The organism is Pseudomonas nitroreducens, assembly GCF_014204515.1.
GTDB classification, from domain to species: domain Bacteria; phylum Pseudomonadota; class Gammaproteobacteria; order Pseudomonadales; family Pseudomonadaceae; genus Pseudomonas; species Pseudomonas nitritireducens_A.
In genome coordinates this window covers 32,759-53,880 of record NZ_JACHLI010000002.1, presented here as the reverse complement: position 1 = coordinate 53,880, position 21,122 = coordinate 32,759, and the positions used below count along the sequence as shown (strand labels likewise).

Below are 21,122 nucleotides of genomic sequence, written 5' to 3'. Positions count from 1 at the left end.
ATGCCGCCGAAGGGCTATTCGCTCGCCCCCGGCCATCCCAGACGGTCCCAGAGGGCGACCGTACATCCGGTAACAAGAAGTCGGACCGATGCGTCCCGGGCTTCCTGACCGATCAATCCGGGCCATAGATGGCCGATCAGCAGCAAGCCTAGACGGCTTTGAAGAGCGCTGCGTGACAGGCGTTGAGGAACCTGTGTCATGCAGAAAATCAAGGGTCTCGCGACCTGGAACCAAGGTTTCAGATGCCTTTTCCTATGCCGATTGTGCATGGGGTAGGCGTTTCCGGCATTAGACGGAGAAGGGGTGGGTCGGAATCATGCGCCCCTTTTTTCGCCAGCCTTCGGCATCCCGATGGTTCGGCGACCCCGACTTCCACAAGAATCAAGGGTGACTCACTATGGGCAAAGCCAAGCTCAGCCTCGCCTGGCAGATCCTCATCGGCCTGGTACTCGGAATTGCACTGGGCGCCGCGCTCAATCACTTCAGCGCGGAAAAGGCCTGGTGGATCAGCAACATCCTCCAGCCAGCGGGTGACATCTTCATCCGCCTGATCAAGATGATCGTCGTCCCGATCGTCATTTCCTCGCTCATCGTTGGCATCGCCGGCATGGGAGACGCGAAGAAGCTCGGACGGATCGGTCTGAAGACCATCATCTACTTCGAAATCATCACCACCGTCGCCATCGTGGTCGGCCTGCTGCTGGCGAACATCTTCCAGCCGGGCGCCGGCATCGACATGAGCACCCTGGGCACTGTGGATATCTCCCAGTACGCGCAGACCGCCAAGGAAGTCGAACACCACCACGCGTTCATCGAGACCATCCTCAACCTGATCCCGTCGAACATCTTCGCGGCCATGGCCCGTGGCGAGATGCTGCCGATCATCTTCTTCTCGGTGATGTTCGGCCTGGGGCTGTCCTCGCTGCCGGCACCGACCCGCGAACCGCTGGTGAAGATGTTCCAGGGCGTGGCCGAGGCCATGTTCCGCGTCACCCACATGATCATGCGCTACGCCCCCATCGGTGTGTTCGCCCTGATCGCGGTGACGGTCGCCAACTTCGGCTTCGCCTCGCTGCTGCCGCTGGCCAAGCTGGTGGTGCTGGTGTACTTCGCCATCGCCTTCTTCGCCTTCATGGTGCTGGGCCTGGCCGCACGCCTGTTCGGCTTCTCCATCCTCAAGCTGATGCGCATCTTCAAGGATGAACTGGTGCTGGCCTATTCCACCGCCAGCTCCGAAACCGTGCTGCCGCGCATCATCGAGAAGATGGAAGCCTATGGCGCACCCAAGGCGGTGAGCAGCTTCGTGGTGCCCACCGGCTACTCGTTCAACCTCGATGGCTCGACCCTGTACCAGAGCATCGCGGCGATCTTCATCGCCCAGCTCTACGGCATCGACCTGTCCATCGGCCAGCAGCTGATGCTGGTGCTGACCCTGATGGTCACCTCCAAGGGCATCGCCGGCGTGCCGGGCGTTTCCTTCGTGGTGCTGCTGGCGACCCTGGGCAGCGTGGGCATTCCTCTGGAAGGCCTGGCCTTCATCGCCGGCGTCGACCGCATCATGGACATGGCGCGCACCGCACTGAACGTGATCGGCAACGCCCTGGCCGTGCTGGTGATCTCCAAGTGGGAAGGCGTGTACGACGCGCAGAAGGGCGCCCGTTACTGGGAAGCCATGCGCAACGGTCGCGTCGAGGCGTTCCTCGAAGGGGAAAGCCCGGACGGCAAGGAAAGCGCCGCCGCCCGCTGATCCCGGCAGGTTATCCACAAGGCCCCGGCACTGTCCGGGGCCTTGTCGTTTCTGGCGTCGGAGGCGCCCGTGCCGCTATCATCGCGGCCATTCCAAGGGGGACATCGCATGCTCAACGGCCTGTGGCTGGGCTTTTTCATCGTCGCGGCAATCACCGCGCTTTCCCGCTGGCTGCTGGGTGGCGAGGCCGACGTGTTCGCCGCCATGGTGGAAAGCCTGTTCGCCATGGCCAAGCTGTCGGTGGAAGTCATGGTGCTGCTGTTCGGCACCCTCACCCTGTGGCTGGGCTTCCTGCGCATCGCCGAGAAGGCCGGGCTGGTGGAAAAGCTCGCGGTGCTGCTCGGCCCGCTGTTCCGCCGCCTGATGCCGGAAGTGCCCGCCGGCCACCCGGCCATCGGCCTGATCACCCTGAACTTCGCCGCCAACGGCCTGGGCCTGGACAACGCGGCCACGCCCATCGGCCTGAAGGCCATGAAGGCGCTGCAGGAGCTCAACCCCAGCAGCACCACGGCGAGCAACGCGCAGATCCTCTTCCTGGTGCTCAACGCCTCTTCGCTGACCCTGCTGCCGGTGACCATCTTCATGTACCGCGCCCAGCAGGGCGCGGTGGACCCGACCCTGGTATTCCTGCCGATCCTGCTGGCCACCAGCGCGTCGACCCTGGTCGGCCTGCTCAGCGTGGCGGTCATGCAACGCCTGCGGCTGTGGGACCCGGTGGTGCTGGCCTACCTGATTCCCGGCGCGCTGGCGCTGGGCGCCTTCATGGCGCTGCTGGCCGGGCTGTCCGCCACGGCGCTGGCGCACCTCTCCTCGCTGCTGGGCAACCTGACGCTGTTCGGCATCATCATGCTGTTCCTCGTGGTCGGCTGGTTGAAGAAGGTGCCGGTGTACGAAACCTTCGTCGAAGGCGCGAAGGAAGGTTTCGACGTCGCCAAGAGCCTGCTGCCCTACCTGGTGGCGATGCTCTGCGCCGTCGGCGTGCTGCGCGCCTCCGGGGCGCTGGAGATGGCCCTGGACGGCATCCGCTGGCTGGTCGAGGGCGTCGGCTGGGATACCCGCTTCGTCGACGCTTTGCCCACCGCGCTGGTCAAGCCGTTCTCCGGCAGCGCCGCGCGGGCGATGCTGCTGGAGACCATGCAGTCCCACGGCGTGGACAGCTTCCCCGCCCTGGTAGCCGCCACCGTGCAGGGCAGCACCGAAACCACCTTCTATGTGCTCGCCGTGTACTTCGGCGCCGTCGGCATCCAGCGCGCCCGCCACGCCGTGGGCTGCGCGCTGCTGGCCGACCTGGCCGGCGTGCTGGCCTCCATCGGCGTCTGCTACTGGTTCTTCGCCTGAAGATTGGCCTGGGCGCCCTTGTGCGCCGCCTGTGCCTGGAACAGCAGCCACTCGCGCTGGATCACGCTGTAGGGCACGAACACGCTCAGGCGTGACATGCCGGCCAGCTCCGGCCGCTGCGGCGGCGGGGTGAAGCCGGTCTGGTAGCCGATGTTGATCCCCAGCACCGCCCCGTCGCTGGCCAGCAACGGGCCGCCGGACATGCCCTTGGCGATGGCCGCGTCGTGTACGCCGTAGCGCTCGGCACTCGGCGAACCGGAATCGATAAAGGGCACTGGCCAGACCTTCCCGGTCGCGCTCATGGGGATCAGCAGCGTGCTGCTGCCCAGGGCGGTGACGGACTCTCCCGAACGGAATTCCCGCCATTGCGGCAGCGCGCCGGTGGCCTTGTGGGCGATGAACAGCAGGTCGCAGCCGGTGCTGCAGCGGTAGGCCTTGTTCAGCAGGAAGGGCGTATGGGCGGCGGTCACCGCGTAATCGGCATTCCACTGCACCGCGGAGGCGACGATCATGCCGGGCAGCGGCGGCCCGGAGAACACGGTGAAGTAGCGGTCGGTCAGGCCGGCGTCGGTCTCCGGCGAAACCCAGCCATTGCAGCCGGAGAGGCCGAACACCAACGCCAGGATCAGGATGATTTTCACGGGTTAGCTCTCCCTGTTGTTTGTGGGAAAAGCTAACTATTAATTAAGGAAATTTCTTATATAAAAATAAGATTCTTAACTTGGGACCTTTCTCGTTAATCCATCTTGATTGGCGAAAGTTTCCTACATTTATGTAGGAAGTATATTGGTTATACGAAAAGTAAAATGGATTAACTGGATTTCAAAAGTTATAAACGAAACTGCGAGACAGTTTGCAGAAGTTGGCTATCTGACGAACGGTATCGAAGCTTTCACCAAGCTTTCAAAACCAGTCAATATGGGCCTTTCAGGCAATTTTCGATTGTCGAACAGGCGCTTTTACACATAGGGTTACAAATAAGTCGTCTGCCCAGGGCCTGCCTGCCGTGGAGAGCGACCTCCGGTTTCCCTGACGGAAATCCCCGTGTATCAGCCCTGAGTGATGTTCTTATGGCCTCGAACAATTCCAAAGCCAAAGCCGTCTTCCGCGTGGTGAGTGGCAACTTCCTCGAGATGTACGACTTCATGGTGTATGGCTTCTACGCCACCGCCATCGCCAAGACCTTCTTTCCCGGCGACGATCCCTTCGCCTCCCTGATGCTGTCGCTGGCGACCTTCGGCGCCGGTTTCCTGATGCGCCCGCTGGGCGCCATCTTCCTCGGCGCCTATATCGACCGCCACGGCCGCCGCCAGGGCCTGATCATCACCCTCGGCCTGATGGCGATGGGCACCCTGCTGATCGCCTTCGTGCCCGGTTATGCCACCCTGGGCGTCGCGGCGCCCCTGCTGGTGTTGTTCGGCCGACTGCTGCAGGGCTTCTCCGCCGGGGTCGAACTGGGCGGCGTGTCGGTGTACCTGGCGGAGATCGCCACTCCCGGCAAGCGCGGCTTCTTCGTCAGCTGGCAGTCGGCCAGCCAGCAGGTCGCGGTGGTCTTCGCCGGCCTGCTGGGCGTGCTCCTCAACCACTGGCTGAGCCCGCAGGACATGGGCGAGTGGGGCTGGCGCGTGCCGTTCTTCGTCGGCTGCCTGATCGTCCCGGTGCTGTTCATCATCCGCCGCTCACTGGAGGAAACCCCGGAATTCCAGCAGCGCAAGCATCGCCCGACCCTGAGCCAGGTGCTGCGCTCCATCGGCCAGAACTTCGGCCTGGTGCTGGCAGGCACCGCCATGGTGGTGATGACCACGGTGTCCTTCTACCTGATCACCGCCTACACCCCGACCTTCGGCAGGAACGAACTGCACCTGTCGGACTTCGACAGCCTGCTGGTGACCGTTTGCGTGGGTCTGTCCAACTTCATCTGGCTACCGGTGATGGGCGCCGTGTCCGACCGCATCGGACGCAAGCCGCTGTTGCTGGCGGCCACCGTGCTGGCGCTGGTCACGGCCTATCCGATGCTCTCCTGGCTGGTCGCCGAGCCGAGCTTCGCGCGCCTGCTGGAAGTCGAGCTGTGGCTGTCCTTCCTCTATGGCAGCTACAACGGCGCGATGGTGGTGGCGCTGACCGAGGTGATGCCGGCGGACGTGCGCACCACCGGCTTCTCCCTGGCCTACAGCCTCGCCACCGCGACCTTCGGCGGCTTCACCCCGGCGGTCTGCACCTGGCTGATCCACGTGCTGGACAACAAAGCTGCCCCCGGCATCTGGCTCAGTGGTGCGGCGGCGCTGGGCCTGCTCGCCACCCTGGTGCTGTTCCGCAAGGGCGCCCGTGTGCGCGAGGGCGCGCTGCTCGCCAGCGGTGCCTGAACCCAGGGGCTGCGACGTTCTGCCCCAGCCGGGTTGCGGGCGGCATTGACCCAGGTCAGGCCCGCCCGGCGCTGGCGGGAGAGGATAGGGTCAACCCAATCCCTCTTCGCCAGCGGAGAACGCGTCATGATCACCCACCCCACCACCGAGCTCGCAGCCCTCGGGGCTGTTGGCGCCGATCACTGGATAGAAACCCTGGAAGACGGCAACCACGTGCTGATCCGTCCGTTGCGCGCCGAAGACCGCGAGCGCGAGCGCCTGTTCCTCGAACGCCTGTCCCCCATGACCCGCAAGTTCCGCTTCCACGGTGAAGTGAAGATCGACGACAGGCTGCTCGACCGCCTGATGGACGTGGACTACCAGACCACCATGGCCTTCATCGCCCTGACCCATGTGGATGGCGAGCTGCGCGAAGTCGGCATCAGCCGCTACGCGGCTGTGGATAACCAGCAGTGCGAGTGCGCGGTGACCATCGCCGACGACTTCAAGCAGCTGGGCCTGGACGTCGCGCTGATGCGCCACCTGATCGACGTGGCCAGGCGCAACGGCTTCCACCAGATGTATTCGATCGACTCGTCAATGGACCGCGACATGCGCGACATGGCCCGCGAACTGGGCTTCCGCGCCCAGATGGACCCGGACGATTCCTGCCAGGTCATCCGCCGCCTCGCCCTCTGAGACTGCAACGCCGCGGCGGGGCTCAGCCCCGCCGGCGCCATAGCGCCAGTCCGAGCAGGGCCGCCAGCAGCAGCGTGCCCAGCGCCGCCAGGGGATAGACCATGTCGTCGTCCAGCAGCGGCTCCTCGATACGCAGATAACCCTCGTCCTTGAACAGGTGCTGGGCCACTTCGTTGGCCTGCTTCAGGCTGACCTTGGCCAGGCGCTTGTCCTCGTCGGGGAATTTGCCGTCGTCGAAGTCCGCCAGCGCACCCCAGTAGTAATCCGCCAGCGTCGAGTTGCCCGGTGTGCTCCAGGCCAGTTGCGCCCGCGCCACCCGCTGGATGCGGGCGAAACGCTGCGGGTCGAGACCGTCGTGGCGGATCTTCTCCAGCAAGTCCTGCATGGCCTGCCGGGTGACCCGCAGGTCCTCGCGTTCGACGTCTGCATTGAGGCTCATGAAACCCTGGTTGGCCCAGGCCGTGCGCTCGCTCCAGGGCCCGTAGGACAGCTCGCGGCGGACCCGCAGCTCGGTGTACAGCGCGTCGTTCAGGTAGGCCTGGAGCAGGTCGAGGGTGGCGCCGTCGGCATCCTCCGGCTCGGGGAATATCCAGTGCAGCACGGCGCTTTCGCCGAACAGGCCGCTGGTGAGGTTGCGCTCGCGCTTGGCCGGGCCCTTCAGGGTTGGCAGGTCACGGCGTTGCGGGGTGTCGTGGTCGACCAGGGCGCCGTAGGTGCGGCCGAGGTAGACCGGCAGGCGCGGGTCGAGGTCGCCGACGATGATCAGGGTCATGTTGCTCGGCACGTACCAGTTCTTGCGCAGCTGCTCGAGCTGGGCCTGGGTGAGGTTATCCACAGGCGCGCGCTCGGCGCAGGCCAGACCGAGTTCCACCGCCAGCTGCTCCTGGCCGGCACGGCTGACGTTCTGGTGATCGAGCCAGCGCTGCAGGTGCGAGTAATGGCCGCCGTCCTCGCGCACCAGCACCTGCTTGGTGGATTCGATCCTGCGCGCGTCGAGCTGGGTGCGGGTGATGATTTCCAGCAGCAGGTCGAGCACCTGGCGCTGGGTGCTGGCGGGGGATTCGACCACGAAGGCAGTGTCGCCCTCGCTGGTGAAGGCGTTCCACTGGCCACCCAGGGCCTGCATGCGCGCCTCCAGGTCGGCCTCGTCGCCGCCGTCCAGGCCGCTGAAGAACAGGTGTTCCATGAGGTGCGGGAGTTGCCGCTCAGCGCAGGCGAAATCGCTGAAGCCGACACCGACGATCAGCCGGATCGACACGTGGCCCTTCTCGCGAGTGGGCTTGAACAGCACGCCCATGCCGTTCTCCAACTGGTAGGCCTCGACCGTCTGGCGCTGGTCGGCGAAGCAGCCGGCGCTGAGCAGGAGGGATAGCAGGGGGAGGTACAACCAACGCATGAGCGGTGTGCCTGAACGCAAAGCCGTGAGGATAGCGGATTGACCCGCGCGAACCTACCGCGTTCAACCCGGATCGCTGGCATCTTTGGTCACGGCACTGGCTTGCGCGGTCACTGTCGGTGCTGGCGCCTTGGAACTACGCTGCAACCAATCACCCCCCGAAGACGTCCCCGACGTTCACTCCACGCCTGAGCGATCTGGAGGTTCCATGCGCGTCCTGATCACCGGTGCCGCCGGTTTCCTCGGGCAGAGTCTGCTCAACGATCTGGCCATCCAGCACCTGGACTGGACCTTGATCGCCGCGGACACCAAGCGGCTCAATCCCCAGGGCCTGCGGCCGAACATCGAGCCGGTGCTGCTGGACCTGGGGATCAGCGCGCAGACGCGAGCCTGCGTGGAAGGTTGCCGGCCGGATGCGATCGTGCACCTGGCCAGCGTGGTCAACCCACCGCCGGGGATGTCCGCCGACAAGCACCATGCCATCGAAGTCGGTGGCACCCGCACGCTGATCGAGGCGGCGCAGGAAAGCGGCGTGCAGCAGCTGATCGTCACCAGTTCGGCCACCGCCTATGGCTTCCATCGCGACAATGCCGAATGGATCGACGAGAACCAGCCGCTGCGGGGCAATCCCGACCTGCTTCACGCTCGCTACAAGCAGGAGATCGAGCAGCTGCTGGCCACCGCACGGAAGAGTTATCCACAACTCAAGCAGCTGATCCTGCGCCCCGGCACCATTCTCGGCCGCCGTGTGCATAACCCGCTGGCCGAGCTCTTCGCCCGTCCCAGCCTGGTCGGCGTGCTCGGCCATCGCAGCCGCTTCGTGTTCATCTGGGATCAGGACGTGGTGAACGTCATCCGCCAGGGCCTGGAACGTGGCAGCGAAGGCATCTACAACCTCGCCGGCGATGGCGCCCTGTCGCTGCGCGAGATCGCCGGCCTGCTCGGCAAACCCTATCGCCCCTTGCCGGCAGGCCTGATGCGCGCGGGCCTGGGGCTGCTCAAGCCGCTGGGGCTGTCGCGCTTCGGTCCGGAACAGGTGGACTACCTGCGCTATCGCCCGGTGCTGGACAACCGCCGGCTGAAGGAGGAGTTCGGTTACCAGCCGCGTTACTCCAGCCGCGAAGCCTTCCTCGCCTACCTGGCCGCCCGGGGGCTGCAGAGCTGAGCGGAAAAGCTGTGGACAGACTGTCGATAAGTCTGTTGAAAAGCGCCTGCAAGCAGACCCGTCGAACGATCCTGGCTAATGCTCCGCCTGCCGGCGACGCTGGCGGAACTCGCCCGGCGTCAGGCCCGTCCAGTGGCGGAAGGCGCGGAAGAACACGCTGGGTTCGGAGTAGCCGAGCAGGGCGGCGATGTCCGTGGCCGGCAGGTTGCCTTCGCCCAGGTAGCGCTCCGCCAATTGCCGGCGGGTATCGGCCAGCAGCTGTTGATAACTGCTGCCTTCCTCCGCCAGGCGCCGCTGCAGCGTGCGCTCGCTCAGGCCCAGTTCGCTGGCCAGCGCGGCGCGGCCGGGTTCGCCGTGGGACAGCTGTTCACCGAGCAATGCGACTACCCGGCCACTGATGCTGGCGCTGGGCAGGCGCGCCAGCAGGCCTTCGGCATGCTGGCGCAGCAGGTCGCGCAGCGGCGGATTGGCCTGTGGCAGCGGGGCGTCGATCAGTTTCGCGGGCAGGCCGAGGGCATAGCTGGCGGCGTCGAACTGCAGGGGGCAGTCGAAGGCGCTGACATAGTCGTCGAGCGCCTCCGGCTGGCTGTGCATGAAGCGGCAGCCGGCCAGTTGCAGGCCGCTGAGCAGCGCCTTCAACTGGCGCGCCCAGAAACCCAGCAGTGCCAGTGCCCGCGCGCGGGTGGCGGGGCGTTCGGGGTTGAGTGGGCAGTAGTTGACCCAGACGACCTCGGCCTGGACCTCGATGGCGACCTTACCGCCTTCGCCGACCAGGCGCTGGTAGCGCAGCGCCGACTCCAGCGCATCGCCCAGCGTGGCGCTGGTCTGCAGCAGGTAGCCCAGCGCGCTGAAGGACGCCGGTGACAGGGCGCGGCCCAGGGCGATACCGGGTTCGGCGGCCGGCAGGCTCGACTGGATCGCTTGCCAGACCAGTTCCTGGCAGCCGAAGTCGATGCGCGCATCGGGATCGCTGAGCTGGGATTCCTGGATGCCGCTGGCCGCCAGCAGCGCAGCGCGGTCCAGACCCAGACGCGTGGCTGCCAGCAGGATGGCCTGGGTCAGGCTGGCGCTGACCGAGGGGGGACGTTGGGAGTGAGTGCATGCTTCCATGGCGGCGGATTCTGCCCTAACCCTGGGCGTGGCGATATCGGGACTTTGTAGGGGGCCGGAAAACGCCTGGAGCGGGAGATTCTCCGGTCCCGGTCTGGTTCAACCCGTCGCGCTGGAGCCGGGTGGGGACGACCGCGGGCGCTCCTGCGCCGCCTCGACTTCGCGCTCGACGAAGTCCACGTCTTCCTCCGGTTCCTCGGCTGCCGAACTGCTGGCATCCGGGTTGTCCAGAACAGCATAGGCGATGGCGCAGAACAGCGAGTTCAAGCGCTTCATGTCGCTGATCAGGTCCAGGTGCAGCGAGCTGGTCTCGATGCTCTGCACCACCTGCTGGCGCAGGCGGTCGACGTGGGAATGGGCAAAGCGCCGCTCCTGCAGGCGGAAGCGCTGCTTGGCGCGGCGCAGGCGCTTGGCGCCTTCCTGGTCGCCATTGAGGAACACCGACAGCGACAGGCGCAGGTTGGCCACCAGCTGGCCGTGCAGCACGGTGATTTCCTCCAGGCCGTTATCGGAGAACGAACGGCTGCGCGAGGTCTTCTTGTCCTGCACGGCGCCGAGCATGTGCTCGATGATGTCGCCGGCCTGCTCCAGGTTGATCGCCAGCTCGATGATCTCCGCCCAGCGCCGGCTGTCGGCCTCGCTCAGGTCCTCGCGGGGCATGCGCGCCAGGTACAGCTTGATCGCGGTGTAGAGGGCGTCGACGTCATCGTCCTGCTTGCGGATCTCCTTGCCCAGCAGCGGGTCGCCGCTGTGGATAACCTGCATCAGGTTGTTCAGCATCTGCTCGACGATATCGCCCATGCGCAGGGTCTCGCGCACCGCGTTGACCAGCGCCAGGCTCGGCGTATCCAGCGCGCCGGGGTCCAGATGGCGCGGGCGCACGGTATCTTCCGGCGAATGGCGATCGGGCATGATGCGGGTGCAGAAGGCGGCCATCTGCCCGGTCAGCGGCAGGCAGGCGAGGCAGCGGGTGGTGTTGTAGAGGACGTGGAAGGCGATCACCAGTTCGGCGGTGCTGAATTGCCAGTGGTCGATCCAGTCCGCCAGCGGCCCCACCAGCGGCAGCACCAGGGCGCAGCCGGCAACCTTGAACAGCAGGCTGCCCAGCGCCACGCGGCGGCCGGCGGCGTTCTGCGAGGAAGCGCTGATCATCGCCAGGATGCCGCTGCCCAGGTTGGCGCCGATCACCAGGCACAGCGCGACCTTCAGCGAGATCACCTTGGACGCCGCCAGCGTGGCGGTGAGCAGCACGGCGGCCAGGCTGGAATAGGAAATCATGGCGAACAGCGCGCCGGTCAGGGCGTCCAGCATCACATCGCCGGTCAGGCTGGAGAACAGCACCTTGACGCCCTTGGCCTGAGTCATCGGTTCCGCCGCGGCGACGATCAGCTGCAGCGCGAGGATGATCAGGCCGAGGCCGATGAACACCCGGCCCAGTTGCCCGAGCCGGGATTTCTGCCGGCCAAGGAAGAAGATCACGCCGAAGAAGATCAGCAGCGGCGACAGCCAGGACAGGTCCAGGGTCAGCACCCGCGCCATCAGCGCCGTGCCGACGTCCGCGCCGAGCATGATCGCCAGCGCCGGCGCCAGGGCCATCAGCCCGGTGGCGACGAAGGAGGTGGCCAGCAGCGCGGTGGCGTTGCTGCTCTGCACCAGGGCGGTGACGCCGATGCCGGCGGCGAAGGCCAGCGGGCGTTTTTCCACGCTGCGGCTGAGGATTTTTCGCAGGTTGCTGCCGTAGACCCTGAGGATGCCGGTGCGGACGATATGGGTGCCCCACACCAACAGGGCGACGGCAGAGAGCAGATCGAGCAGTTTGAGCATGTCGGGCCCCCTTACACGCAAGCGGGCCCGTGGGCGCAGTAAGTCGTCGACGGACCCTGTAACGACCTCGCCCGCGGCTCCGAACATGCAGCGCGGAGGGCCGAGAAGGACACGGCAACACTCAGGCGATTGTCACAAGACTGTCATGGTAGACCCTCGTTCTTCCCTGAGGGTTCGCCAAATCGCTGATTTGCCGAGATTCCTGTCTGTCAGTAAAGCCGATCAAAAGCGGATGCGAGAGCCTTCGCATCGGTTATTTCGCACGGCTGGGACCGCTTGTATGTCTAGAATCCGTCTTTTAGTGCTCAGGCCGAGGAGAAGTCGCATGCGTTGGTCGTTCCCCGTCATAGCCCTGCTGGCCCTGGCCGGTTGTGGAGACAAGTCTTCCCTGCCGTTCACCGCCGGCACCGGCCCGCAACCACAATTGCCCGAGCCGCAGAGCAGCTTACTGCCGACGGTGAACATCGCCACGGCCATCGGCTGGCCCGCCGGGCAGATGCCGCGCGCCGCCGAGGGCCTGGAAGTGCAGCGTTTCGCCGACCAGCTCGAACACCCGCGTTGGCTCTACGTCCTGCCCAATGGCGATGTGCTGGTGGCGGAAAGCTCGGCGCCGCCCAAGGAAGAGTCCGGCGGTCTGAAGGACTGGGCTGCCGGCAAGGTCATGGCCAAGGCGGGTGCATCGGTGCCCAGCGCCAACCGCATCACCCTGCTGCGCGATGCCGACGGTGACGGCGTGCCGGAGCAGCGCAGCGTCCTGCTGGAAGGACTCTTTTCACCTTTCGGCATGGCCCTTGTGGATAACTGGCTGTACGTCGCCAACGCCGACGCCGTGGTGCGCTTCCCCTACAAGACTGGCGACACCACGATCAGCGCCAAGGCGGAAAAGGTCGTCGACCTGCCGGGCGGGCCGATCAACCACCACTGGACCAAGAACATCCTCGCCAGCCCCGATGGTCGCTACCTCTACGCCACGGTCGGCTCCAACAGCAACGTCGGCGAGAACGGCCTGGATGCCGAGAAGAACCGCGCGGCGATCCTGCAGATCGACCTGGCCAACCGCAACGTGCGCGTCTTCGCCTCGGGTCTGCGCAATCCCAATGGCCTGGGCTGGGAGCCCAACAGCGGCGCCCTGTGGACAGCCGTGAACGAGCGCGACGAACTGGGCAATGATCTGGTGCCCGACTACATGACGTCGGTGAAGGACGGTGGCTTCTACGGCTGGCCCTGGAGTTACTACGGCCAGCATGTGGATAAACGCGTCGAGCCGCCGCGCCCGGACATGGTCGAGAAGGCGCTGGCGCCGGATTACGCCCTCGGCGCGCATACCGCCTCCCTCGGTCTGGCCTTTTATCAGGGCAGCCTGCTGCCCGAGCGTTATCGTGGCGGGGTGTTCATCGGCCAGCATGGCTCGTGGAACCGCAAGCCGCGCAGCGGCTATCAGGTGGTGTTCATCCCCTTCGGCGACGGCAAGCCCAATGGTCAGCCGGTGACGGTGCTGGACGGCTTCGTCAACGACAAGGACGAAGCCATGGGCCGGCCGGTCGGCGTTGCTGTGGATAAGTTCGGCGGCGTGCTGGTGGCCGATGACGTGGGCAATACCGTGTGGCGGCTGCGCCCGGCGACGGTGAAGTGAGACATCGACGAGGAGAAAGCATGGCCATCGCCCGCCGCATCATCCTTCTGACCCTGCTGCTGGCGCTGGGCGCCTGCAGCAGCCTGTTCGGCACGCGCGACCCGCTGCGCATCGACCTGGTCGGCCTGGAACCGGCCACCGGGCAGGGCATGGAGGCGCGCTTCCTGGTCAAGCTGCGGGTGCAGAACCCCAATGAGCAGGCCATCGACTACACCGGCATCGCCCTGGACCTGTCGGTTAATGGCCAGCCGCTGGCCAGCGGCGTGAGTGATGCCAGCGGTCAGGTGCCGCGCTTTGGCGAAAAGGTGATCAGCGTACCGGTGAGCATCTCGGCGTTCTCCGCCATTCGCCAGGCCTGGGGCCTGTCCGGCGGGCCACCGCGCAAGGGCATGCCTTACGAGATCAGCGGCAAGCTGGCCGGTGGACTGTTCGGTACGGTGCGCTTCAACGACAAGGGCGTGCTGAACTGGCCGGGGCCGGCAGCGCAGCCTGTGAAATGAGGCGCTGTGGATAAATAGCGGCTCACAGGAAAACCGGGCATCTGCGCCCGGTTTTTCCTTGCCTGTGGATAATCCCTGTGGGCTATTGCCCCGGAATGTCCTTGCGCAGTTTCACCGGATCTTCCTTCCTGCCGCGCGCGGTGCGCATGCGGATGTTCAGCGCTTCCACCGCCAGCGAGAAGGCCATGGCGAAGTAGACATAACCCTTGGGCACGTGGACTTCGAAGGCTTCGGCGATCAGCACGGTGCCGACCACGATGAGGAAGGACAGCGCCAGCATCTTCAGCGACGGGTGCTTGTCGATGAAGTCGCTGATGGCGCCCGCGCACAGCATCATCACCAGCACCGCGACGACGATGGCCGCGACCATCACCGGCACGTTGGAAACCATGCCCACGGCGGTGATCACCGAGTCCAGGGAGAACACGATGTCGATGATGGCGATCTGGATGATGGTGCCGATGAAGCCGCCCATCACGCTCTTGGGTTCGCTCTCGGTTTCGTCCTCGCCTTCCAGGCCATGGAAGATCTCGCTGCTGCTTTTCCACAGGAGGAACAGGCCGCCGAAGAACAGGATCAGGTCACGCCCGGAAATGCCCTGGCCGAACACGTGGAACAGATCGGCGGTGAGGCGCATCACCCAGGTGATCGACAGCAGCAGCAGGATGCGCGTGACCATCGCCAGCGCCAGCCCGAAGAAGCGCGTGCGCGGCTGCATGTGCTTGGGCATGCGGCCGACGAGGATGGAAATCATGATGATGTTGTCGATGCCCAGGACGATTTCCAGGGCGGTCAGGGTGAAGAACGCAATCCAGATTTCAGGGCTGGTGAGCCATTCCATTTAGCGGTACTCGAGGTCAGTCGTTGAACTGTTCAGTGCTTGAACAGGGGAAACAGGCCCAGCAGCAGGGCCGCGGCGAGGATCGCCAGGCACACCAGCACGGCCCACTTGAGAGTGAAGCGCTGGTGGTCGCCGAAATCCACCTTGGCCAGCCCCACCAGCAGGTAGGTTGACGGCACCAGTGGGCTGAGCAGATGGACCGGCTGGCCGACGATGGAGGCGCGGGCCATTTCCACCGGCGTGATGCCGTACTGCGCGGCGGCCTGGGAGAGTACCGGGAGCACGCCGTAGTAGAAAGCGTCGTTGGACATGAAGAAGGTGAACGGCATGCTCACCAGCGCCGTGATGGTCGCTAGATACGGCCCCAGCGCTGGCGGGATTACCGCCAACAGGCTTTTCGACATCGCTTCGACCATGCCCGTTCCCGACAGGATGCCGGTGAATACCCCGGCGGCGAAGATCAGCGAGACCACCGCCAGGACGTTCTCGGCATGGGCGCCGATACGCTTCTTCTGCTCGAAGATGCAGGGATAGTTGACGATCATCGCGATACCGAAGGCGATCATGAACAACACCGGCATCGGCAGCAGGCCGGCGATCAGGGTGCCCATCAGGATCACCGTCAGCACCGCGTTGAACCACAACAGCTTCGGCCGACGCGCCTCCGGATACTGCGAAACGCTGACCTCGGCCATCGACTCCTGGTCAGTGGGCAGGTGCAGTTCACCCAGGCGGGCGCGCTCACGTTTGCCGTAGACCCAGGCCAGGCCGAAGATCGCCGCGATGCCGGCGAGCATGGCCGGGATCATCGGCACGAAGATGTCCGCCGGGTCCACGTGCAGCGCGCTGGCCGCGCGGGCGGTCGGGCCGCCCCAGGGCGTCATGTTCAGCACGCCGCTGGACAGCATGATCAGGCAGGCCATCAGCAGCGGGCTCATGCCCAGCCGGCTGTACAGCGGCAGCACGGCGGCCACGCAGATCATGTAGGTGGTCGAGCCGTCGCCATCCAGCGAGACGATCATCGCCAGCGCGGCAGTGCCCATCGACACCTTCAGTGGGTCGCCCTTCACCAGCCGCAGGATGCGCCGCACCGCCGGGTCGAACAGCCCGGAGTCGATCATGATGGCGAAGTAGAGGATGGCGAACATCAGCATCACCCCGGTCGGCGCCAGGGTACGGATGCCGTCCAGCATCATCGGCCCCAGGCCCTTGGCGAAGCCGCCAAGCAGAGCGAAGGCGATCGGCACCAGAATCAGGGCGATCAGCGCCGACAGCCGCTTGGTCATGATCAGGAACATGAAGGTCGCCACCATGGCGAAGGCGAGGAAGGTCAGCATGGGGATAACTCCGGTCGGTGCGGGGACTTCAGCAGCGGCTGTGGATAAGCACACGCGGTGCGGGCGGAGTCGGGGCGGGGAGGGACAGGAAACGGGGCATGAGCGATCACCGATTGTTGTTCTTGTACGCTGCGCGAACGCAGGTTCGGCCGGGAGGACCGAGGCGGCGATGCTAGGGGGTCAAGCTTTCAGCAGGCTTTCGCAGATGATGCCCACTGATCGATAGGAGTTTTTTGTAGGAGCGAGCCTTGTCCGCGAAGGAATGGCCACGCGCCGGCCTGTCGGCCGGATCGCGGATAAATCCGCTCCTACCGGGGCGTCCTTGTGGATAAATACCCGGGAGCGTAGGAGCGGACTCCGTCCGCGATCGGTTCGCCCGCGCGCGGACTCCATCGCGGACGAACAGATTCAACCTTGCGCCTGAATCAGCCCCATCACCAGCAGCAGGCTGGCCCCGGCCAGCAACGTCTGCAGCGTGATGATTCCCGCCATCAGCCCGCTTTCGCCGCCCAGCTGGCGGGTCAGCACATAGGCGGTGGGGGCTGTGGGTAAGGCGAAGAACAGCACCAGCAGCGCGCTTTCCAGTGAGGGCAAGGCGAGCAGGCGGGCGATGGCGAAGGCCAGCAGCGGCATGGCCAACAGGCGGATGGCGCAGTTCCAGCCCAGAGCCGAAACCTCCGCGCGCAGTTCCTGGGGTTGTAGCGCTGCGCCCACGCAGAGCAGGCCCAGCGGCAGGCTGGCCACGGCCAGCAGGTTGAACAGCCGGTCGGTGCCACCGGGCAGGCCGATGCCCGTCACGTTGAGCAGGGCGCCGGCAACGCAGGCAAGGATCAGCGGATTCTTCACGATCGGCAGCAGCAGCGAGCGCAGGCTGATGCCGCGCTCGGCGGTCAGTGCCCACACCGACATCACGTTCACCGTCGGCACCATCAGCGCCAGCATCAGCGCGGCCAGGGTCAGGCCCGGCTTGCCGTACAGGCTGCCGACGGCGGCGAGCCCCAGGTAGGTGTTGAAGCGCAGCACGCCCTGGGCGATGGCGCCGAAGCGGGCGGCGTTCCAGCCGCGCAGGCGCTTGGCGATCAGCAGGGCGATCCAGGCGATGCCCAGGCCGAGCACCACCGCCAGGGCCTGGCGGGCCAGGCCGGGATCGTTCAGCGGTGCGCTGGCCAGACTGCTGGCCAGCAGGGCGGGGAACAGGATGAAGTAGTTGAGCCGCTCGGCCGCCGGCCAGAAGGCATCGCCGGGGAATCCTTTGCGGCGCAGCACGAAGCCGCCGACGATCAGTGCAAACAACGGCCAGAGGGCCTGGAACAGAGCGGTCACGGCAACCCCGCGAGGGTGGTGGGAGCGGGCATCTTGCCGAGGAGGAGGGCGCGAGGGCAAGGCTTGTGGGTAACTTCCTGATCCGGCCCGGTGAGGTTTTCCACAGCCGAACGGCTGTGGAAAACCTTGTCCACAAGGTCAGCGGCGCAAGCCACCGCCGCCGAAATGCCCGCCCCCGGCGCGGCCGCCGCCACCCCACTGGCGCTGGGTCTGGCTGAAGCGCTGCTGGCCGACCTGACGCGACTGGTACTGCTGGTTGAGCTGCTCGCGGATCTGCTGCTGATTGGCCTGGTTGGCCTGCACCGGCTGCCAGCCGTTGTCGGTGTGCTTCTGCCAGCCGCCGTCCTGGGTGTGCTGGTAGACGTTGCCATCGTGGCCGGCGTAGACGTCGCCGTTCTTCCAGGCCACGGCGTTGCCCGTACGGCGGTTGTAGCTGACGCCCTGGTGTTCGTGCTGATAGCTGCCGCGGCCTTCGTCGACGTCGCCTTTGACGCCCCCTTCGGCGAGGGTGGTGCGGCCGGTCTGGGCGTTGTGCGTGGCCACCTGGTGCCCGGCGACGAAGTCACCACTGTCGGTGTGCGCGGCAACGCCACTGCGGCCCGCGCCGGAGATGCCGGTGGAGGCGTTGGAGAAGGAGCCGCGGCGGCCGGCGGCAGCGTTCTCGGTGTAGGGGTTGAACGCGGCGCCGCGTGCGCCCTGGAACTGCGTACCGGTGCGCGGGTTGTAGCCCACGGCCGTGCTGCCCTGCCAGCGGCTGCCGCTCCAGGCGTCGTAGCCGTAGGCGTGGGTCACGGTGCCCTGGCCCCAGCGCCCGTAGAAGTTTGCCTGGTTGATGTTGGTGTAGCTCCAGCCGCCATGCGGATAGGGGCCCCAGTACGGTCCCCAGTAGGGTTGCGGCGAGCCCCAGTAGCCGGCGGCATAGCCGAAGGCGAAGCCGGTCAGCGCGCCCACGGCGAAACCGGCGCCGTAGCCGTAGGTGGGCGGATAGCCGTAGTAGACCGTCTGGCTGACGTAGGCCGGGTAGCTGTAGCCGGTGCCGTAGACCACCGTGCCGCTGCTGTTGACCACCACGCCCAGGTAACCCGGCGTGTAGCCGACCACCACGGTCTGCGGGGTCACCGAATAGATGTGCACGTAGGTCACGTAATACACCGGCGAGCTGGGCGGAATGCCGTAGATCGCCGCGGGCAATTCGGTCGCCACTTGCCAGGCGCCGGTCGGGCTGGGGGCAACGAACCAGACGCCGTTGCTCACCGCGTAGAACTGGTTGGGCGCCACCTCGATGACCGGCGTCGGCGTATTCACCGCGTATTGCAGAGCCGTATCGGTGATCGGCTGGAAGTTCGGCGCGCCGTCGTAGCTGACCTTGAGCGTCGCCTTGCTGCGCGAGACGGACGCCGTCTGCGGAATGTTGGCGGCGATGGCGGCCTCCCTGGCCTGCGGCGTGCCGGGCACCGAGACCAGCACGTTGGCCTTCGGGTCCTTCGGTGAAATCTTCGCGAAGTCGGCGGGCAGGTCCTTGCCGTCGACGAACTGCCACGGGCCCTTTTCGCCGGACCCGCTGAACCAGCGCCCGGACACCAGCACGTACCAGGTGTTATGGGTGGGATCGACGAACACTGCGTGATCGGCGTTGTTCATGCTCAGCAGGCTGACGCCATCCACCGGCGCCATCTGCGCAGTGCCGTCGCTGACGATCAGTTCGGTGGGCTGGGTGGCCACCAGCAGCGCCGGTGCCTTCGCCGGCTTCTTGCCGTCCTTGGGCAGCAGAGCGTCCACCGGTCCGGCCTTCTCGGCCAGCTGCTGCGCGGTAACCAATGCCTTGGGCGGTTGGCTCAGCACCAGCCAGTTGCCGTCCAGCGTCTGCGAGGTGTACCAGTTGCCCGCAGCGTTCAGGTAATGGTTGCCCTGGGCATCGCGCAGGACCAGCGCGCGGCTGTTGATGACCCGCTCGAAGTCACTGCCTTTCAGGGCTTGCCATTGCGCTTGGCCATCGATCATCACCAGCACCGTGGGCGTGCTGGCGAAGACGATCTGCGGCGCGTCGTTCTTCACTTCGACATGGCGCAGCTTGTCCAGCTGCTGGTTCACCGCGTAGCTGGCCTGCAACTCGTCCAGGGAAGCCGTCATTCCCTGCTTGGGGAGCCGCGCGACGATGGCGTCGCGCACCTTGTCGGCGCTGTCCGGGGCGGTGGGGACTTCGACTTTCTCGATGCGCAGGTCGGTGAGTTGCACCAGGCCGCTGGCCTTGTCGATGGCGGCGGCGGCCGAGAACAGCGCCACGCCGTAGGTCGGCGCGCCATTGGCAGGCCCCACGGCGATAGCCGCGCGGCCGCTCATGCGGGTGCCGTCCCAGCCTTCGATCTGCGGCTGGAAAATCTGCACGTGCTGCTCGCCCAGGGCGAAGTCCCGCGGCCATTTCAGCTCGGCGGCAGCAGGCGCCTGTGGCTCGGCGGCTTGGATGGCGAAGGGCTGCAGGGCCAGTCCGATGGCGAGCGCCAGGGCCGGCAGAACGGAGCGAGGGGGCATGATGGAAACCTTCCTGGGGGGAGAGCTGCGTTCAACGATAGTGCAGCGCGGACCAACCCGCGCGACCGGCTTTCTCCCCCTGCGCCATGCTGGTGCAATTTCGCCGGCAAGGCAGCTTTTTCTTATGGCGCAACGACATATTTAATAATTTTCCGAGCCTCCCGCTTCCGCCACCATCGGTCTGTCAGACATGTCGCGAGACAAAGCCTTCAGACGCTAGAGCCATATAGAGCTCAATGCCGCCCATGTCCCGGTTCTACCGGCCTCCTGGCCACTGCCGCAGTAAATCAACAAAAAAGCCAACCGGCTGTGGGAGTGCTTCATGATCAAGTCCTTGCTCGTGCGTTCCATCGCGTGTTCCGCCCTGGCTCTCGCCGCCGTTTCTGGCGCGCAGGCCGGCACCCTGTCCATCGGCCACACCACCTGGGTCGGCTACGGCACCCTGTACCTGGCCCGTGACCTCGGCTACTTCAAGGAGCAGGGCCTGGACCTGCAGCTGACCACCATCGAGGAAGCCTCGATGTACATGGCGGCGCAGGCCTCCGGCCAGTTGTCCGGCTCCGCCTCCACCATCGACGAAATCCTCAAGTACCGTCCCAAGTTCTGCTTCAAGGCCGTGGCCGCGCTGGATGACAGCCATGGCGGCGACGGCGTTCTGGTGGGCAAGGACGTCACCTCCCTGGCCCAGCTCAAGGGCCAGGAAGTGGCGGTGAACGAAGGCTCCGTCTCGCAGTTCTGGCTGGCCTACCTGCTCAAGCACGCCGGCATGAGCATGAGCGACATCAAGGTGCAGAACATGACCGCCGATGACGCCGCCAGCGCCTTCATCGCCGGCCGCGTGCCCGCCGCCGTGACCTGGGAACCGCACCTCTCGCTGGTGCGCGAGAAGCAGCAGGGCAAGGTGCTGGTGGACAGCTCCACCACCCCCGGCGTGATCGTCGACGTGGTTGCGCTCAACTGCGACGTCATCGAGAAGCAGCCCGAGGACGTCAAGGCCCTGGTGAAAGGCCTGTACAAGGCCGTGCAGTACACCAAGGAGCACCCGGACGAGGCCTACGCGATCATGGCCAAGGGCGTCGGCGGCTACCTCGCCGATCCCAAGGCCCTGGCCGACGCCGCCAAGGGCGTGCGCTTCTACGACAAGGCGATGAGCGAGCAGCTCATTGGCACCCCCGGCAAGCCCGGCGACATCAAGGGTCTGATCCGCCTCGCCAACGAGACCTGGAGCGGCCTGCAGGGCAAGCGCCTGGAAGTCAGCTACGACGACCTGGTCGACCCGCGCTTCGTCTCCGAGTAACCGTCTCTCTTGTCCCCGCGGGCGGCCGCGCGCCGCCCGCC

The 21,122-nt window shown here is 65.8% G+C and carries 16 protein-coding genes; 8 read left to right on the top strand and 8 right to left on the bottom strand.

Annotated features, from left to right (window positions below; translation table 11 throughout):
• The first annotated feature begins 397 nt into the window (after positions 1–397).
• Together gltP and HNP46_RS02975 are read left to right on the top strand one after the other, a co-directional pair.
• Positions 398–1,747, top strand: a complete 1,350-nt coding sequence (gene gltP, locus HNP46_RS02980) for a glutamate/aspartate:proton symporter GltP (RefSeq protein WP_184586034.1) — start codon at positions 398–400, stop codon at positions 1,745–1,747.
• A gap of 108 nt (positions 1,748–1,855) precedes the next feature.
• A complete protein-coding gene (locus HNP46_RS02975) occupies positions 1,856–3,085 on the top strand; it encodes a nucleoside recognition domain-containing protein (RefSeq protein WP_184586033.1) in 1,230 nt (409 codons plus the stop codon).
• Here HNP46_RS02975 and HNP46_RS02970 read toward each other — a convergent pair.
• Positions 3,067–3,726 carry a serine protease gene (locus HNP46_RS02970; RefSeq protein WP_409372394.1) on the bottom strand — a complete coding sequence of 220 codons (660 nt, stop codon included), beginning with the start codon at positions 3,724–3,726 and terminating at the stop codon, positions 3,067–3,069. The genes HNP46_RS02975 and HNP46_RS02970 overlap by 19 nt on opposite strands.
• Before the next feature lie 429 nt (positions 3,727–4,155).
• Between HNP46_RS02970 and HNP46_RS02965 the strand changes: the two genes are divergently transcribed.
• Together HNP46_RS02965 and HNP46_RS02960 are read left to right on the top strand one after the other, a co-directional pair.
• Entirely contained in the window at positions 4,156–5,448 is a 1,293-nt protein-coding gene (locus tag HNP46_RS02965) for an MFS transporter (RefSeq protein ID WP_184586032.1), read from the top strand.
• Positions 5,449–5,574: 126 nt separating this feature from the next.
• On the top strand, positions 5,575–6,126 hold the full coding sequence (locus HNP46_RS02960) for a GNAT family N-acetyltransferase (protein ID WP_184586031.1): 552 nt from the start codon (positions 5,575–5,577) through the stop codon (positions 6,124–6,126).
• A 22-nt stretch (positions 6,127–6,148) separates the two neighbouring features.
• On the opposite strand, the gene HNP46_RS02955 is transcribed toward HNP46_RS02960, so the two are convergent.
• Complete coding sequence (locus HNP46_RS02955) at positions 6,149–7,522, bottom strand: M16 family metallopeptidase (protein ID WP_184586030.1); 1,374 nt, start codon at positions 7,520–7,522, stop codon at positions 6,149–6,151.
• 208 nt (positions 7,523–7,730) lie between these two features.
• Here HNP46_RS02955 and HNP46_RS02950 point away from each other — a divergent pair, with 208 nt between their 5' ends.
• The gene (locus HNP46_RS02950) at positions 7,731–8,687 is read left to right on the top strand and encodes an NAD-dependent epimerase/dehydratase family protein (protein ID WP_184586029.1); all 957 of its coding nucleotides are present in this window, start codon (positions 7,731–7,733) and stop codon (positions 8,685–8,687) included.
• A gap of 75 nt (positions 8,688–8,762) precedes the next feature.
• Here HNP46_RS02950 and HNP46_RS02945 read toward each other — a convergent pair whose 3' ends face one another.
• Together HNP46_RS02945 and HNP46_RS02940 are read right to left on the bottom strand one after the other, a co-directional pair.
• A complete protein-coding gene (locus HNP46_RS02945) occupies positions 8,763–9,797 on the bottom strand; it encodes an AraC family transcriptional regulator (RefSeq protein ID WP_184586028.1) in 1,035 nt (344 codons plus the stop codon).
• Positions 9,798–9,896: 99 nt separating this feature from the next.
• Positions 9,897–11,621, bottom strand: coding sequence for a Na/Pi cotransporter family protein (locus tag HNP46_RS02940; protein WP_184586027.1), 1,725 nt, complete (start codon positions 11,619–11,621; stop codon positions 9,897–9,899).
• Between the two features lie 325 nt (positions 11,622–11,946).
• Between HNP46_RS02940 and HNP46_RS02935 the strand changes: the two genes are divergently transcribed.
• Both HNP46_RS02935 and HNP46_RS02930 read left to right on the top strand, forming a co-directional pair.
• Positions 11,947–13,254, top strand: a complete 1,308-nt coding sequence (locus HNP46_RS02935; protein ID WP_184586026.1) for a PQQ-dependent sugar dehydrogenase — start codon at positions 11,947–11,949, stop codon at positions 13,252–13,254.
• Between the two features lie 20 nt (positions 13,255–13,274).
• Positions 13,275–13,754 carry an LEA type 2 family protein gene (locus HNP46_RS02930; RefSeq protein ID WP_184586025.1) on the top strand — a complete coding sequence of 160 codons (480 nt, stop codon included), beginning with the start codon at positions 13,275–13,277 and terminating at the stop codon, positions 13,752–13,754.
• Between the two features lie 82 nt (positions 13,755–13,836).
• Here the strand turns inward: HNP46_RS02930 and HNP46_RS02925 are convergent, their stop codons facing one another.
• The 4 genes from HNP46_RS02925 to HNP46_RS02910 form a co-directional block, all read right to left on the bottom strand.
• Positions 13,837–14,595, bottom strand: coding sequence for a TerC family protein (locus HNP46_RS02925; protein WP_184586024.1), 759 nt, complete (start codon positions 14,593–14,595; stop codon positions 13,837–13,839).
• Positions 14,596–14,627: 32 nt separating this feature from the next.
• Positions 14,628–15,932 carry a CitMHS family transporter gene (locus tag HNP46_RS02920; protein ID WP_184586023.1) on the bottom strand — a complete coding sequence of 435 codons (1,305 nt, stop codon included), beginning with the start codon at positions 15,930–15,932 and terminating at the stop codon, positions 14,628–14,630.
• A gap of 408 nt (positions 15,933–16,340) precedes the next feature.
• Entirely contained in the window at positions 16,341–17,315 is a 975-nt protein-coding gene (locus HNP46_RS02915; RefSeq protein ID WP_184586022.1) for an AEC family transporter, read from the bottom strand.
• Positions 17,316–17,393: 78 nt separating this feature from the next.
• Entirely contained in the window at positions 17,394–19,784 is a 2,391-nt protein-coding gene (locus tag HNP46_RS02910) for a carbohydrate-binding family V/XII (protein WP_184586021.1), read from the bottom strand.
• A 322-nt stretch (positions 19,785–20,106) separates the two neighbouring features.
• On the opposite strand from HNP46_RS02910, the gene HNP46_RS02905 reads away from it, so the two are divergent.
• Entirely contained in the window at positions 20,107–21,081 is a 975-nt protein-coding gene (locus HNP46_RS02905) for an ABC transporter substrate-binding protein (RefSeq protein ID WP_045213838.1), read from the top strand.
• Positions 21,082–21,122 lie beyond the last annotated feature (41 nt).

What these genes read in the sequence shown, in the direction of transcription:
- HNP46_RS02930 (WP_184586025.1), top strand. Translation starts at nt 13,275, where the DNA reads ATGGCCATCGCCCGCCGCATCATCCTTCTGACCCTGCTGCTGGCGCTG.
- HNP46_RS02905 (WP_045213838.1), top strand. Translation starts at nt 20,107, where the DNA reads ATGATCAAGTCCTTGCTCGTGCGTTCCATCGCGTGTTCCGCCCTGGCT.
- gltP (WP_184586034.1), top strand. Translation starts at nt 398, where the DNA reads ATGGGCAAAGCCAAGCTCAGCCTCGCCTGGCAGATCCTCATCGGCCTG.
- HNP46_RS02910 (WP_184586021.1), bottom strand. Translation starts at nt 19,784, where the DNA reads ATGCCCCCTCGCTCCGTTCTGCCGGCCCTGGCGCTCGCCATCGGACTG.
- HNP46_RS02955 (WP_184586030.1), bottom strand. Translation starts at nt 7,522, where the DNA reads ATGCGTTGGTTGTACCTCCCCCTGCTATCCCTCCTGCTCAGCGCCGGC.
- HNP46_RS02935 (WP_184586026.1), top strand. Translation starts at nt 11,947, where the DNA reads ATGCGTTGGTCGTTCCCCGTCATAGCCCTGCTGGCCCTGGCCGGTTGT.
- HNP46_RS02950 (WP_184586029.1), top strand. Translation starts at nt 7,731, where the DNA reads ATGCGCGTCCTGATCACCGGTGCCGCCGGTTTCCTCGGGCAGAGTCTG.
- HNP46_RS02925 (WP_184586024.1), bottom strand. Translation starts at nt 14,595, where the DNA reads ATGGAATGGCTCACCAGCCCTGAAATCTGGATTGCGTTCTTCACCCTG.
- HNP46_RS02920 (WP_184586023.1), bottom strand. Translation starts at nt 15,932, where the DNA reads ATGCTGACCTTCCTCGCCTTCGCCATGGTGGCGACCTTCATGTTCCTG.
- HNP46_RS02975 (WP_184586033.1), top strand. Translation starts at nt 1,856, where the DNA reads ATGCTCAACGGCCTGTGGCTGGGCTTTTTCATCGTCGCGGCAATCACC.
- HNP46_RS02960 (WP_184586031.1), top strand. Translation starts at nt 5,575, where the DNA reads ATGATCACCCACCCCACCACCGAGCTCGCAGCCCTCGGGGCTGTTGGC.
- HNP46_RS02965 (WP_184586032.1), top strand. Translation starts at nt 4,156, where the DNA reads ATGGCCTCGAACAATTCCAAAGCCAAAGCCGTCTTCCGCGTGGTGAGT.
- HNP46_RS02940 (WP_184586027.1), bottom strand. Translation starts at nt 11,621, where the DNA reads ATGCTCAAACTGCTCGATCTGCTCTCTGCCGTCGCCCTGTTGGTGTGG.
- HNP46_RS02945 (WP_184586028.1), bottom strand. Translation starts at nt 9,797, where the DNA reads ATGGAAGCATGCACTCACTCCCAACGTCCCCCCTCGGTCAGCGCCAGC.